Consider the following 15,710-nt stretch of genomic DNA (forward strand, 5'->3'; position numbering starts at 1 on the left):
ATTGCTATAAATTATTCGTAATGTGATAGCCTAAAGATGATTAGTATTACAATACATGAAATACAAATCAAATACATGAAACCATGCAAACAACTACTTTTTTGAAAAGAATTACTTACTTACTCTTATTGATCGGTTTTAATCCTGCCCAATTGATGGCAGACCCTCCTGATCCTCCAGCAGGTAAAGTGTGGGTGTTGAACCATGCAATGAGTGATGAATTTGATGCAAATAGCCCTAATACAGATAAATGGAGATTATTTGATAAGGCAGACTCATGGGGTAGAACAGCAGCTTTTGATAAACGAATTTTAGCACCCGTTAAAGATCCTAATTCAGATAATTACTATATGAGTATGAATCCTATGTGGTATTACGAAGACGAGCGTTTTCCACGAGGCAATGGTAAGGATTATTATTTTGCAGGTGGAGGTATGGATACTAAAGTATTACAGACCTATGGTTACTTTGAAGTACGTGTGAAACCTTCTGACTTCCCAATGGGATCGGGTGTGTTTATGAATTCAAGGGGAACAACAACAGACGATTGTAATACAAAGTATGCAACGGAATTAGACATTATCGAGAACATGGGTTACACTGGACCGTTTAATGAACACGGTGATGGTTCCTTTAATAATATACAGCATGTTAATTCGCATTCAAAACCGTTTAGTGATGCCAATGGCTCATGTGAACGTTTACCTTTTGAGTCTACAAATAGTGGCGTAAAAGCACCCGCTTTAGCAGAGCCGTTGGGGTGGAACACAGTAGGTATGTGGTGGAAAGATGCCAATACTGCTATGTTTTATAATGACAATGAGTATTTCGGTACAATTACACCAACGCGTGATTATTTTTTACCTATGCCAGTGATCATTGTAATGGAAACTTACAATTGGGGAGATGATGATGAAAGAAATGCAACCAATCCAAAGCCAGAGGAATGGATGTTTGAGGATGACTTCCGTACAAAGCAACAACGTGCCGTGATGTACGACTGGGTAAGAGTTTGGAAATTGGTAGACATTGATGAAGCTACTTTTAATAATTCAACAGATAATATTAAAAGTTATGATGAGAGTATTACAGCTTACCCTTCTTATGAATTTTCTTCTACATTAATTTATTCTGCTTCTGCGGCAAGAACTGTGACCGCAACGTTATACGATCCATCCAATAATGTATTAGGTGTGAAAAGTTATAACGTTGAACAGGGAGTGAAATCAATATTTTCAGAGTTTGATTTGGACGAAGAACTGTCTATTGGAAGTGATTATAAAGTAGTCTATGAAATAAAAGAGGATAATTCGGTACTAAAAACAAGCACAATAACTTTTGATGTTATTGAAAAACCATTAGAGAAAAAGTTGTGGAGTGAGGGGATTCCTACCTCATTGTTGCCAGGACAGAATTCTTATCCTATCAATGTGAAGTATGAGGCGGATGAACCTTGTAAGATCAATATCGAAATTAGAAAGCCTGATGGAAGTTGGTTTGGAAGTGGAAACGTGAACGTAGAAGCAGGAAATAGTACAGCCACTGTCAACGTAAGAACTAATTCTGCAGCACCTGTTGGTTCAAATTATTTTTATAAAGTGTATATGCATCGTCAGGGTTTTGATTGGAGAGACCCAGAGGCGGTATCAGTGGAACCAGTTATTTACTTTAATGTTGAAGATGCCATTGTTCCAGCAATAGATCTTTTAACTGTGCCTACTGAGCTCGAAGGAGATGCAACTGAAGTGAATGTGGAATTTTCTTATGGTACGTATGAAAATGGTACTTTAACGATTGAACTTTTGGACAAGGACAATAACGTAATGGCCAATGAAATACGAACAGAACGTATTGGGCAACGTACTTTGACTCGAACGATAAAAGTAAACCAAGAACTTCCCGCTGTAGATGATTATAAAATTAAAATTGAGTTTACTCCTGAAAACGATAGCTTTGAAAAGCTTACCGATGAGGTAGGAAATATTAAGGTCAACGAGGTCATTACAAGCATTGAAGAAGTAGATGTAAAGGATACAGTTTTAAAAGTGTACCCTAACCCTGTAGGAGAAACCTTAAAAATTGAACTGAAAGACAATACAGAAACGATTGAAAAAATAGAAGTATTAAATATTGCGGGAAGGCAACTGAAATTAATACTTCCTCAAAACGAACCAGTAACAGAAATTAATGTATCTAATTTAACCTCTGGAGCTTATTTACTAAAGGTGACAAGTGGTAATGAGGTTTATACTACTCGTTTTGTAAAGAAATAATAAGTGACTATCAACTGGACATTCATTCATTAGAGTGACTATTTTCCCTGGGTTATATTATTGTATTACAGTACAATTTATAGCTCAGGATTTTTTTTATTCTCAACATAAAGGTGAATACAAACTTATTTTCAATACAAGAATAGTGACCAGAAATGAAGTAGGTTTATTAAATTGCTCTAACATTGAAATAAGATAGGATTCTGGAGAATATCGGTGTTATTTTGCTGTTTTTCTGAGATTCAAAATTCTTGTTCAAAATGATTAAAAGACTAGCCTAATATTATGAACGAACAAGCGACTCATGTTGAAGACATACTACAGAAAAAAGGTGTAAAGCCTACTGCTGTAAGAATGAATGTCTTAAACTTTCTCTTAGATCAGGAAAAAGCAGTTTCCCTTAAGGATATTGAATCTGTCCTTTCTAGGATGGATAGAAGTTCAATTTTTAGAACATTAAAGTCATTTGAGGAACATAAACTAATCCATAGCATCGACGATGGTACAGGAATGACTAAGTATGCGGTTTGTGCTGAAGGTTGTAATTGTGAACTGGAAGATTTACACTATCACTTTTACTGTGTTTCTTGTGAGAAAACATTTTGCCTCATGGATCACCCTATTTCCACTATTGAATTACCCAAAAACTTTAAGATGATACATGTTAATATGGTGATCAAAGGATTATGTGATAAATGTAATAAGTAAACTTTGCAACTGAGTTGCATAGGGTCTGTTCTAACTTTGTAAAATATTAAAAATAGCAAAGAATGGAAAAGACAATATTTAAAATCAATCAAATGGATTGTCCTTCGGAGGAAACGCTTATACGAATGAAATTGGAAGAGTTTTCTAGTATTAAGAACCTAAGTTTCGATATACCCAACAGGCAGTTAACTATATATCATCAAGGACATTTGAATTCAATCGAGAAAGCAATACTTGATTTAAAATTAGGAGGACACCAGTTAAATACAGAAGTCATCAACGAGATGACCTTTGATGAAAGTAGTAATCAACGAAAATTACTTTGGTGGGTCTTAATCATCAATTTTACTTTTTTCTTAATTGAAATGTCGACTGGTTTCATTTCCAATTCTATGGGGTTGGTTGCTGATAGTTTAGATATGTTGGCTGATGCTTTTGTATATGGTATAAGTTTATTAGCTGTAGGAGGTACAATGGCGAAGAAAAAGAGAATAGCTGTGATCTCAGGTTATTTCCAAATTACACTTGCAATAATTGGGTTTATAGAAGTACTTCGACGTTTTTTACTCAATGAGCAAATACCTGATTTTACACTAATGATTCTAATTTCATTATTTGCATTGATGGCCAATGGACTTTGTTTATACCTTCTCCAAAAGTCAAAAAATAAAGAAGAAGCTCATATGAAAGCAAGTATGATTTTTACGTCTAACGATATAATTATCAATACAGGAGTCATAGTAGCAGGAATACTAGTCAACTGGTTGGAATCCAATAAACCAGATTTGATTATTGGTTCAATTGTATTTTTATTGGTTGTTCAGGGGGCATTACGGATTTTAAAACTTGGAAAATAGTGAATTCGTTAAATAGCCTTTCTAAATGCAACAGGAGACATTCCAGTTTTGGATTTAAAAAGTTTACTAAAATGGTTAGGATACTCAAAACCTAACCCATACGCAATTTGACCTACAGCTTCAGTAGAACTTAGTAATTTTGTTTTAGCAAGATCCATCAAGAAATTATAGATATGTTCTTGTGCAGAACTACCAGTTTCTTTCTTTAGTAAGTCACTAAGATAGTGGGAAGACATATTGAGTTCTTCTCCAAAGTATTTTACGGAGGGAACGCCCAATTCTAATTGCTTTTCATGATCATAATACGATTGAAGACAAGATTCAAATTGCGCCACAAAGTCTTTATTCAAATTGGAGCGAGTATAAAATTGTCGATCATAATAACGAGTACAATAATCTAGCAATAGTTTGATGTTGGAAACAATGAGTTCTTGACTATGTCGATCAATAATATATTCGTATTCTCTCTGTATTTTATCAACAATTTCACTTAAAATGATTTGCTCCTCATTAGAGACATGCAATGCTTCATAGATGGCATAAGCAAAGAAATCATAATTTGTAATGACTTTTCCTAGCTCTGATTTTCTGATTAAATCGGGGTGAAAAATGACCGTCCAACCCGATACGTTCTCAAAATTCTCTTGGCTTGAAAATTTCATGCTTTGGTTAGGTTTAGTGAAAACCATTGTGCCATCTTTGAAATCGTAAGAATTTCTTCCATATGAAATACGTCCTTCGATTCCTCTTTTCAAACTTACCTGATAGAGATCCATCAAGAATGTAAAATTCCCATAATTGGCAGTCACCATGTGTTCATCGATAGGAAGAACTGTAATTAGAGGGTGCTTTGGGCTTTCTAACCCTAAAAATTGATGAATTTGACTAACTTCTGTAATACGTATAATTTCACTCATTTTCTATGAAGCTTTTGAGTTGATGTAATAAACGACTGTAAGCTTTTTCAACAGGAGAGGGATCCCAAAAAGGAACCATAACCCCCTTATACTCTTCATGAATTTTTACGATTGTAGAAGAAGAGGTGGATTCAATTATATATTTATGGTTGAAAGTCAAGATCAATGGTATACCGCCTTTTTGATTAATCATTTTGTGATCAACAATTTCCTTGACTGTTGCATTCATATTGGAAGGTTTGCCATTTTCCTCTTGGTAGAAATCATAATTGATGACATTCCCTTCTTTTAGTTCACCTTTGATCGGAACCAAAATTTTATTCCATTGCTTCACATTGTCAGTATTAGACAATGCTGCCCAAACATTTTTGGGTGAAGTCTTTATTTGAACTTGAGTACTTACCGATTTTTGCCCAATCATAAGAAGTATAACGAAAAATAGTACAACGATGAAAATGAAAATAAACCATTTTGAACCGAATATTGCCATGATTTTTATTTTATATAGTGATCAAACCAAAATAAGAGTTCTTCTGGATGTTTTGTAAGGTAATCATATCCTGCAGCTCTTTTCTTTTCCAAATCCAACCAAATCATCTTTTTTTCAACCTTTAAAGCATCAAAATATTCATTGATGGATTGTTTATTCAGGTATTCGTCATTTTTATTCTGAATCAGTAACGTTGGAATGGTAATCGCACCCACGTGTGGCATAAATGATACTTCTTCCATTGCTATACCTGTTCTTTTATTATTCAGTTTAGTGACGCCTTTTCCAACAAAATTATCCAACCCTAATGCTTTGATAAAATCTGGGTATCGAAGGGGTTGTATGGCAACCATAGCTTTGATATTGTCGTATTTATCCAGACCATCACCAAAAGCATAAGTAGATGATGCGGCTCCCATACAGATACTCAATAACCCAATTTGTGCTTTTGTATAATCAGGGTGATGACTGATAAATTCAACGGCGGCGATGACATCCTTTCTTTCTTCTGGTCCCCAAGTGACCCATGGAGTGGTTCCTTCTTCACTGTCGCCGTGGTTTCGGAAGTCATACATCAAAATTGTGTAGCCTTTGTCATGAAGGTGTTTAACATGCTTCAAAAATGAGATGTTTTCTTTCCACATTTTCATCATTCCTTTTCCTTCTGGAGTGTAACCTGATCGGCTTGACTGCACCCCATAGTGAGATTGAATAATGACTTTGTCTGTATCTCCTTTAATCAACCAGCCTGAAAGTTTTACACCATCTTTGGCATTAAATGAGACCTCTTCATAGGGTAATCCATAGTCGCTTGGAAGATCAAACACTGGGGAAACTCCGCCCTTTACAATGGAATTAGAAAGTAATTTAGTCAGCATTATATTTTTCTTTTTGATTCAATACAAAGGTCAGTATTATATGATTACTTAAAATACACATTTTGCAGAAGTAAGGATACATATTGCAGAACTGCTATTTCTCTTTTTTGATTCCTGATTTTTTCAATAATATTAATTATTGTAACGATGTTTAACTTTAAAATAAAGCAAAATATTTAGTAATTTGTATTAGATCATTATTAAGCACTAAATCTTATATTTTTTGTTTAATAAATACTGTTCTATTGCCAATTAAAGTGAATTTAATAACTACCAAAATGAAGTGAACATATGATAAACATTGAATACTATAACAAACTGTACCATGATTCTGTAGCTAAAATACAATCAGATAATTATGAGTTAGATAAACTTATTGATTCTAATGATGATAGGAGGTTTGGAATATCTCTAATTCTAAGACCTGATGAATCAATAAAAGAGCGAATTCAAAATTTTCTTTCAAAGCTCAAATCTGTAGAACCAAACCAATATTACTACCCTAATAGTGATATACATGTCACTGTAATGTCTATTATTTCATGTTACGACGGATTCCGTCTGGATCAAATATCAATCGATGATTATATCGAGGCAGTGATGAAAAGCTTGAATAATTCAGAAAGTTTTGACATCTCTTTTAAAGGGATAACTGCATCTCCTTCTTGTGTTTTAGTTCAAGGATTCATGGAGAATAATAATTTGAATTTAATCCGCAACCGGTTGAGGAGTGTTTTTAAATCAACTCAATTGGAACAGTCAATGGATGTTAGATATGCCTTACGTACTGCTCATTCTACGGTGGTAAGGTTAAAAGAAAACTTAGAACAAAAGCAGAAATTTTTAGATGTCTTGAAAGATTTTCGTGATATCAATTTTGGAACAATGCGAGTGGGTACTTTAGATCTTGTTTATAATGATTGGTATCAGAGAGTAGATAAAGTGAAAACGTTGTATCAATTTCCTTTGGTTTAAAACTTCTAAATTCATATTAATGTATCTTTTTTTATTATATATGAAAAAATTACCATATATAAATATGTTATGTAACTATTATCACAGACTACCTTAATTCCACCCTTTACATTTGTATTATTAATTTACTTCAAACACAAAATAATACAACGAAATTATGTTTTGCGATCTAACGGCAGGAAGTAACGAATGCATTTACTTCTGAAATAAAATACTCTTCAAATAAGAATGGTCTACTCAGACCGTATTACAAAATTATCACCATGAAATAACTTTCAGTAAAATGAAATTGAGAATATTACCTACAATAGTGGCACTATTGCTAGGGCTGAACGTTACTGCCCAGACCAAAATGCTGACCTTGGAGGAAGCATTGCAGTTGGCGGCAACGCAAAACAGAGATGTTGAAATCAAAGAAGCGGAAGTGAAAGCCGCATTACAAGATTATAAGAAAACGAATAATGTTTTCCTCCCAAATATCACCCTTTCTGAAACGGGAGTGAACACGAATAATCCGTTGAATTCATTCGGTATTTTATTACAACAGGAAAGAGTGACGGTGGCAGATTTTGACCCTAACCGATTGAACAATCCGGATGCGATTTCAAACTGGAATACAAGGGGTGCAATTCAACAACCAATTTTTAATTTGGATGGATTGTACGGTAGAAAAGCCACAAAACAAGTCTACAATGCAAAAACTCAAGAAGCCAAAAGAGTGAAGGAGTTTGTGCTTTTCGAAGTAAAACAACATTACTATATGTTGAGCTTGGCATATGATCAAACAGAGGTGTTGTCTGAAGCGATCAAGACAGTGGATGAAGCGCTTAAAGTAGTTGAAAACAACAAAGAAAACGGATATGCGAAGGAGTCTGATGTACTTCAGGTAAAAGTCAGAAAATTGGATTTACAGACGAAGTTCAATGAGGCTCAAAATGCGGAGGCTTCGGTTAACGATTACCTTGTCTTTTTACTAAGATTAGATCCTGGGACAAAAATCCAAATTCAAGATCAAATCGCTTTGACGACCGTTGAAACTGCAAAAGTGGAGCAGGAAAATGTACCACTTTCGAGAGCTGATTTAATGGGTTTGTCATTTGCGGTAGAGGCGCAGAAAAACATGTGGAAGATGAACAAATCAAAGTTTGCTCCACGTATTAATGCCTTCGGTCAGTATGATTTCAATGATCAAAACTTATTTGGTACTTCCGCTCAGAGCTACTTGGTGGGTGTCTCATTAAGTTGGACCGTTTTTGATGGAGGTCAACAGATGGCGGCTTCACAGAAATCAAAATTGGAGTGGGAGAAAGCGACCATGAATTTTGAAAAAGAGAAAACAAAAGCAGATATCGATCTGAAAAAAGCACAGCGAAATGTAGTGTCAGCCAAGACAAAAATCAATATGACTGAGATCGCTAAAGAAGAGGCTTTGACAAGCTTTAAGATCCTTTCGGACAGATACAAAGTAGGACTTGAAAAGACCGTGGATTTGCTTTCGGCAGAGACTACAAAATCTGAAAAAGAGTTGGCGTATTTAAATGCTGTTTTCGAATACAATATGGCTGTATTCCACCTAGACTTATTACTTCAAGAATAACAATTTGAAACAATGAAATTCCAAAATTACATATATAAAAGTGCCTTAGTAATCCTTTCTGCAGTGTATTTGACATCATGTGGAACAGAGGCAAAACAACAGTCAGCAGGTGAATTGAGCACTCCTGTTCAAGTGAAAGTAGCAACCGTTTCTACTGAAGGAGTCGACAATGCTTCTTCTTATTCGGCAGAAATTAAAAGCACAAGCATCACTCAGCTTAGTACAAAATTGATGGGGAGAATTTATCAGTTTAACTATGAAGCGGGAGATGTTGTGAAGAAAGGAGGGGTGATTGCGAGAATAGAAAGTGCTGGTATTCAGTCAGCCAAAGCAAGAGTACACGCTCAAGTGGAAATGGCTGAAGTAGGGTTGAAAAATGCCGAAAAGGATTACAACAGAATCACAAAGTTGCATGACTTAGGAAGTGCAACAGATAAAGAATTGGATGATATCACGACACATTACCTTTCTGCAAAAGCAGGGTTGGAGTCAGCTAAAAAAGCGGAGGAAGAAGTGAATGCGAATCTATCTTACACGGTTATCAAAGCACCTTTTAATGGGGTAATTACTCGAAAATACATGACACAAGGAGATATGACTTCTCCAGGAATGCCTGTAGTTGAGTTTGCTTCTAACGATCAATTCAAGGCATTAGCGAGTATTCCAGAGTCAGATATTGACTTATTTGAAGTAGGTGAAGAAGTACAGCTTTATGTAGGGGCAGTTCAAAAAAAGATTCAAGGAAAGGTGAAGAGAGTAGTGCCTTCAGGAAAATACAACGGAGGGCAGTTTCAGGTAGAATTTGACATTCAACCCACAGAAGGAATCACAAATGGTATGTATGCCAAAGTCGCTACAGCCAATGGTCAAACAGATAAGATATTAGTGCCTCAATCGGCTATTTTATACAAAGGACAGTTGACAGGAGTGTATTTGGTCAACCTTCAAGGAGAAGCTTCTTTGACTTGGGTGAGACTGGGAAATACTTACGACGATAAAGTGGAAGTGCTATCGGGAGTTCAAAGTGGTGATAAAGTAATCGTCACGTTGATGGATCAACTTCATGATGGAAAAGCGGTAAAATTCTAATCTCAAAATAGAATAATCATGCAAAAAGGAATAGCAGGAAAAATCGCAGAGGTGTTTATCAATTCCAAATTGACGCCTCTATTGATGATCGTATTTTTGGGATTGGGGATTTATGGAAGTTACCTTACACCAAGAGAAGAAGAGCCACAGATTGATGTGCCGATTGCGGATATTTTTATTGGATATCCTGGTGCTACACCTGAGGAAGTAGAATCCAGAGTAGCAAAGCCATTGGAGAAAATCGCTTCCAATATCAAAGGCGTTGAATATGTGTATTCGACTTCAATGAATGAACAGGCGATGGTGATTGTACAGTTTTTTGTGGGAGAAGATATTGAGAGAAGTATCGTAAAACTGTATGCAGAACTTGATAAACACATGGATCAGATGCCGAAAGGTGTCATGCAACCCATCATCAAAGTTAGAGCAATTGACGATGTACCAGCATTGACTTTGACATTGCACAGCGACAAATACGATGACTTTATGCTTCGAAGATTGGGTGAGGAATTGGGGAATGAGATCGCAAAGATCAATGATATTGCTCAAGTGAAAGTGATCGGTGGTAGAAGCAGAGAGATGAGAGTGGAGTTGGATAGAGAGAAAATGAAGTCTTTCCAAGTGGACCCATTGAGCATTGCACAGCAGATTCAAGCGGCCAATCAAGAGTTTTCTTCGGGAACTTTTAATCAGCAAAACGAAAATATTTCAGTAACTACAGGTGAGTTTTTCAAAACTGCAGATGATCTAAACAACTTGGTCATTGGTGCTAATAATGGTGCTCCTGTTTACTTAAAACAAGTGGCAAAGGTTGAAGACGGACCTCAAGAAGCTATCCAGTATGTAAGATACGGCTATGGTGTGTCTAGCGGTGAAAAAATGCAAGGTGATGAAGCGGCAGTAACGCTTTCAATTGCTAAAAGAAAAGGAGCTGATGCCATGAAATTGGCGGATTTGGTTTTACAAAAAACGGATGATTTAAAGCCAACCTTGATTCCTTCTGAAGTGAAGGTAGAAGTTACTAGAAACTACGGTGAAAGTGCTTCACATAAAGTAAATGAATTAATGATGCACTTGATCGGATCTATCATCGCTGTAACATTTGTCGTAGCCCTTTCTATGGGTTGGAGAGGTGGCTTGGTCGTATTCCTTTCTGTACCAGTCACTTTTGCACTGACGTTGTTCTCGTATTACTTGTTAGGTTATACGCTAAATAGAATCACACTTTTCGCTTTAGTATTTGTAACGGGTATTGTGGTGGATGACAGTATTATCATTGCCGAAAACATGCACCGTCACTTCAAGATGAGAAAGCTACCTTTCCTTCAAGCGGCACTAGCGTCGATCAGTGAAGTAGGTAACCCTACCATCTTGGCAACATTTACAGTGATTGCATCTGTATTACCAATGATTGCAGTATCTGGTATGATGGGACCTTATATGAGTCCGATGCCTATTGGAGCAGCTTTCGCAATGTTCTTCTCCTTGATCGTCGCTTTGGTGATTACTCCATTTATCGCTTACAGATTATTAAAAGGGGAAAGTCATGGAGATGGAGAAGTTGAGTTTAAAGTAGAAGACACAGTCATCTACAAATGGTACAACAAGATGATGCGTCCATTGGTGGAAAAACCAGTATTGAGATGGTCATTTATCATCAGTATCACAGTCTTTTTATTAGGGTCGATGTTCATGTTCTACTTTGATATGGTAGTAGTGAAAATGCTTCCATTCGACAATAAAAATGAATTCCAGATTGTGATCGATATGCCTGAGGGGACTCCTTTGGAAGAAACCTATCAAGTCACTAAAGAATTAGCGGCGTACATTAGAAAACAGGATCAAGTGAGTGCTTACCAAATGTATGTAGGTACTTCTTCTCCCAATACTTTCAATGGATTAGTAAGACATTACGACTTAAGAAGAGGTCCAAATATGGCGGATATTCAAGTGAATTTGACCAGCAAAGAAGACCGTTCTTTACAAAGTCATGATCTAGCGAAAAGTTTCAGACCAGGATTACAAGCTTTGGCGGAGCAATTAGGAGCAAATATTAAAGTAGTAGAAGTTCCTCCAGGACCTCCGGTACTTTCGACTTTGGTGGCTGAAATCTATGGCCCTGAATTAAAAGGACAAGAGCAAGTAGCACAAGAAGTAGAGGCTGTTTTTAATGAATCAGCCGATATTGTAGATGTCGATTCATACTTGGAAAGTGATCAAGTTGAATACACTTTTGAGGTAGATAAAGAGAAAGCAGCATTGGCAGGGATTCCAACTCAACAAGTGGTTTATACCATGAATACAGCCTTGAGAGGTTATGAGGTATCGAAGCTAAATGCTCCAAATGACTACAATGAAGTCGGCATTAAATTGATTCTAAAAGAAACAAATAGAACATCAATTGACGATCTTAAAAAGATCTCATTAAAATCAATGCACGGTCAAATGGTTTCAATCGGAGATTTGGTTACGATCAAGGAAACGACAAAACCGAAAAGTATTTACCGTAAAAACCAGAAGCGTGTGACTTATATCGTAGCAGACGTGGCAGGTAAAATGGAATCTCCGGTCTATGCCATTTTAGGAATTGGAGATCAGTTGGATAACATTCTAACTCCAAATGGTAAAAACTTGGAACAAAACTTCACAGCCGTACCATTCTTGGAAGATAATTATATCCTTAAGTGGGACGGTGAGTGGCAGGTCACTTACGAAGTGTTCAGAGATTTAGGAGCGGCATTCGCAGTCGTTTTAGTAGTCATTTATATGCTGATTGTAGGTTGGTTTCAAGACTTTAAAACACCATTGGTCATGATGGTGGCGATACCTTTAGCCATGGTCGGAATATTGGTAGGACACTGGATGATGGGAGCCTTTTTCACTGCAACAAGTATGATCGGAGCCATCGCATTGGCAGGGATCATGGTGAGGAATTCCGTCTTGCTGATCGATTTTATCAATATAAAATTGGAAGAAGGGACTTCACTCAAAGAATCAGTAATTGAGGCAGGTGCGGTGAGAACTATGCCAATCCTATTAACTGCAGGAACGGTGGTAATCGGAGCATTTGTGATCTTATTTGATCCCATCTTCCAAGGTTTAGCCATCTCATTGATGGGTGGAACGATTGCTTCTACAGCATTGACCTTATTGATTGTTCCGTTGGTGTTCTATATGACAGAGAAGAAAAAGCATTTGTTACACAAGTAAGAGGTAAGAATGAAGAGGTAAGAGTGATGTGGTTCTGATTTATTTCTTGTCGGAATTTCAAAGATTGAATATCGCACACGAAACACCGAGTCATTTTTATCCAAGTAAATTGAAAGTAAAATAGAAGTAAAGTGAAAAGGTGAAGGGAGGGGAGTTTTTCTCCTTCTTTCTCTATCTAAAAACATTAGTGAACTTATTTTCACTTGCTCTTGAAGTGGAAGAGCGAAGAACTTTACCTATTGATGCATTAAAAATGTCTCTTGATGGTTGATAATAATTTGGTATTACAATGCATTTAGTATGAAAACAGATAAACTTTTATTCAAGACAAGAGAACAGGTTTACCACTTTTTCTATGGTTTTATACTATGGTTTCTTGCATTTTCCCATGCCTTATATCTTAAAGATTATTTCTTTCACGAAATACTTTCATTTTCTCAATTGATAAGAACAGTAGGGGAAGTGTTATCCATATCGTTTGTGATTTCTTTTGCTAATCTTACGTTTAGATCCAGCTTAAAGTCGATTTTGAAAGATAAGATTACACCTACTTCGTTAATCGTATTACTTTATATTTTAGAGGTAGGATTAAGCGTTTTATTGATTATGATCGTCGATTTAATCCAACAAAATGAAGTACAGCCTATACCACTATTTACTTACATCATTCCTTTAAAAATATATGAATTGTATCTCTTGGAAGTTGATAATATGATAGGTCCTTTTCATCTCAAAAAGCTTTTTCATGACAAATACCTCAAACCAAAAATGGAGGAAAGAGTATTTCTTTTCGCAGATCTGGTTGATTCCACCAAAATAGCGGAACAATTAGGACCGGAAAAATACAGTCAATTTTTAAAAGAGAGCTTTGAAAAGTTTGCCGTGGTCTACGATTATTTTGGAGATATTTTCCAATATGTAGGTGATGAAGTGGTGATCACTTGGAAAGCAAGTCCAAAGCATAAAAACTGCTACATTAATGGAGCACTAGCCTGTAGAAATGCATTGGAACAAAGTAAAAATGATTTCTTAAATCAATATGGAATTTCACCCCAGTTTAGGTTCTCTTTGCATAAGGGAAAAGTAATTTCAACGACCATTGGAAAGTACAAAAAGGAAGTAAGTTTTCATGGTGAAGCAATCAATATCACCTCCAGAATTCAAGAGTTTAATAAAGCATTGGGAATTGAAATGATTTTTTCAGAAACGGTTTTAGAAAGTATTCAGAATATGGAATATAAAATTGAATTTCTTGGTACAAAGAAGATTAGAGGAATTAAGGAAAAGTTGGGGCTATATACTATCAATTAATTCAATTGTGTAATATAATTTAGTATTACTCATTTTATCTATTTATTTTCGCACCATCAAAAAAGGGGTAGAATGATTTATTTTAACTCTATAGAAAACACCGAAACTGACTAAAAATGACCTTAAACCAACTATTAGTAGAGTTCTACAGAGCAAATGGAATTCCAGATGATGGAGGAATTAATGATAAAACATTTGACATTAATATCTTCGGTTTAATTCTGACAATGCCTAATCCTCAATTCAGAAAAGAGGCATTGCATATCCATGACATCCAACACCTATTAAATGATTGCGATACATCTTGGGAAGGAGAAGGGTATATATGTGGATGGGAAATCGCAACAGGAATGTGGAAGTATTTTCTATTAGGTATGCTTAGCCTCTGGGCAATGGGATATGTATTATGGATGCATCCAAAATCGGTATTGGAAGGCTTTAAAAAGGGATTAAACGATAAAGGGGTTATTGATTTGAAAATCAGCAAAGAAGATTTTATGAAAATGGAATTTGATGAGCTGAAAAGTTTAATCAAAAAGGATAAAAAAACGACCATGGGGTTGGCTCAATGGGCTCAATTTATTTTTTGGATATTCGTTAGTGAAGTTGTATTTCTTTTCCCTTTGTTACTGTTAGGTCTTGGTATTTATTTTTTGGTTTGATATTGGCATTCGTATCAAGTTTAAAATGATCAATCCCCATTATTTTCATGTTTTCATTCATTATTCTTGGTAAAAACGAACATGCTGCAAGGCTAAAAATTCAGTATGGAGAAAAGAAACTGTCTTTTAAAGAAGTTTTTAACCTTTGGAAGACAGACCGTTTATTTGTAGACTTTTATTCAGAGGAACTGCTAAAAATAATAGGAAAAGCCTTCTTCTGGGAGCACCCTCCTTTATTACAAAATAACCTTGATAGGGATTACGAACTCGTAATTCGAAAAACAAGAAGTTACGATAATAAAACCATCAACGATTTGGCATTTCAAGAACACTTTAATACTGATGAAAAAGTGGCTGTTTTTTATAATCTAGGTAAAAATGCTAAATTGATAGTTCCCGTCGTCGAGGAAAGTGATAAGGAGATTTACAAACACATAGGTATTTTTATGGATCAAGGTGATTCATCTCAAATCAGAGCATTGTTTTGTGAGATTGGAAATCAAATGTTTTATGAATTGGAAACTGGAAAACAAATTTGGCTAAATACAGCAGGCTTAGGTGTACTTTGGCTTCATATTAGATTAGATACTCGACCTAAATATTATAAGACCAAACATTATAAAAACCGTCAATTTTTTGATTGATATGTGTACTTATCAATATCAAAACAATCATATTGGTTAGAATAGACAGATCAATTAAATTAACCTTTTTTCTAAGGTCATTTCTCGTGTAATTCAATC

The 15,710-nt window shown here is 35.6% G+C and carries 13 protein-coding genes; 10 read left to right on the plus strand and 3 right to left on the minus strand.

Annotation, left to right across the window (positions count from 1 at the left end; all coding sequences use genetic code 11):
- Positions 1 to 83 precede the first annotated feature (83 nt).
- From IC221_RS17815 to IC221_RS17825, 3 genes are all read left to right on the plus strand, one after another.
- Positions 84 to 2,273 carry a T9SS type A sorting domain-containing protein gene (locus IC221_RS17815; protein ID WP_188170269.1) on the plus strand — a complete coding sequence of 730 codons (2,190 nt, stop codon included), beginning with the start codon at positions 84 to 86 and terminating at the stop codon, positions 2,271 to 2,273.
- 285 nt (positions 2,274 to 2,558) lie between these two features.
- Entirely contained in the window at positions 2,559 to 2,981 is a 423-nt protein-coding gene (locus IC221_RS17820; RefSeq protein ID WP_188170270.1) for a Fur family transcriptional regulator, read from the plus strand.
- Positions 2,982 to 3,043: 62 nt separating this feature from the next.
- A complete protein-coding gene (locus IC221_RS17825) occupies positions 3,044 to 3,838 on the plus strand; it encodes a cation transporter (protein ID WP_188170271.1) in 795 nt (264 codons plus the stop codon).
- A gap of 8 nt (positions 3,839 to 3,846) precedes the next feature.
- Here the strand turns inward: IC221_RS17825 and IC221_RS17830 are convergent, their stop codons facing one another.
- The 3 genes from IC221_RS17830 to IC221_RS17840 are packed head-to-tail and all read right to left on the minus strand — an operon-like array spanning position 3,847 to position 6,123.
- The gene (locus tag IC221_RS17830; RefSeq protein WP_188170272.1) at positions 3,847 to 4,755 is read right to left on the minus strand and encodes an AraC family transcriptional regulator; all 909 of its coding nucleotides are present in this window, start codon (positions 4,753 to 4,755) and stop codon (positions 3,847 to 3,849) included.
- A complete protein-coding gene (locus IC221_RS17835; RefSeq protein ID WP_188170273.1) occupies positions 4,748 to 5,245 on the minus strand; it encodes an SRPBCC domain-containing protein in 498 nt (165 codons plus the stop codon). Before IC221_RS17835 ends, IC221_RS17830 begins: the two co-directional genes overlap by 8 nt.
- Before the next feature lie 5 nt (positions 5,246 to 5,250).
- Entirely contained in the window at positions 5,251 to 6,123 is an 873-nt protein-coding gene (locus IC221_RS17840) for a S9 family peptidase (protein WP_188170274.1), read from the minus strand.
- 291 nt (positions 6,124 to 6,414) lie between these two features.
- Here IC221_RS17840 and IC221_RS17845 point away from each other — a divergent pair, with 291 nt between their 5' ends.
- The 7 genes from IC221_RS17845 to IC221_RS17875 all read left to right on the plus strand — a co-directional run bounded on the left by IC221_RS17845 (position 6,415) and on the right by IC221_RS17875 (position 15,611).
- Entirely contained in the window at positions 6,415 to 7,098 is a 684-nt protein-coding gene (locus tag IC221_RS17845) for a 2'-5' RNA ligase family protein (RefSeq protein ID WP_188170275.1), read from the plus strand.
- Positions 7,099 to 7,381: 283 nt separating this feature from the next.
- A complete protein-coding gene (locus IC221_RS17850; protein ID WP_188170276.1) occupies positions 7,382 to 8,695 on the plus strand; it encodes a TolC family protein in 1,314 nt (437 codons plus the stop codon).
- A gap of 12 nt (positions 8,696 to 8,707) precedes the next feature.
- On the plus strand, positions 8,708 to 9,784 hold the full coding sequence (locus IC221_RS17855; RefSeq protein WP_188170277.1) for an efflux RND transporter periplasmic adaptor subunit: 1,077 nt from the start codon (positions 8,708 to 8,710) through the stop codon (positions 9,782 to 9,784).
- Positions 9,785 to 9,802: 18 nt separating this feature from the next.
- Positions 9,803 to 12,994 carry an efflux RND transporter permease subunit gene (locus tag IC221_RS17860; protein WP_188170278.1) on the plus strand — a complete coding sequence of 1,064 codons (3,192 nt, stop codon included), beginning with the start codon at positions 9,803 to 9,805 and terminating at the stop codon, positions 12,992 to 12,994.
- Between the two features lie 300 nt (positions 12,995 to 13,294).
- Complete coding sequence (locus tag IC221_RS17865) at positions 13,295 to 14,305, plus strand: adenylate/guanylate cyclase domain-containing protein (protein ID WP_188170279.1); 1,011 nt, start codon at positions 13,295 to 13,297, stop codon at positions 14,303 to 14,305.
- 116 nt (positions 14,306 to 14,421) lie between these two features.
- Positions 14,422 to 14,967: a hypothetical protein gene (locus IC221_RS17870; protein WP_188170280.1), complete on the plus strand. Its 546-nt coding sequence runs from the start codon at positions 14,422 to 14,424 to the stop codon at positions 14,965 to 14,967.
- A gap of 47 nt (positions 14,968 to 15,014) precedes the next feature.
- Positions 15,015 to 15,611 (plus strand): hypothetical protein, encoded by a 597-nt coding sequence (locus IC221_RS17875; RefSeq protein ID WP_188170281.1) that lies wholly within the window; start codon positions 15,015 to 15,017, stop codon positions 15,609 to 15,611.
- The last annotated feature ends 99 nt before the right edge of the window (positions 15,612 to 15,710 follow it).

The organism is Flammeovirga sp. EKP202 (assembly GCF_014534745.1).
Lineage (GTDB): Bacteria > Bacteroidota > Bacteroidia > Cytophagales > Flammeovirgaceae > Flammeovirga.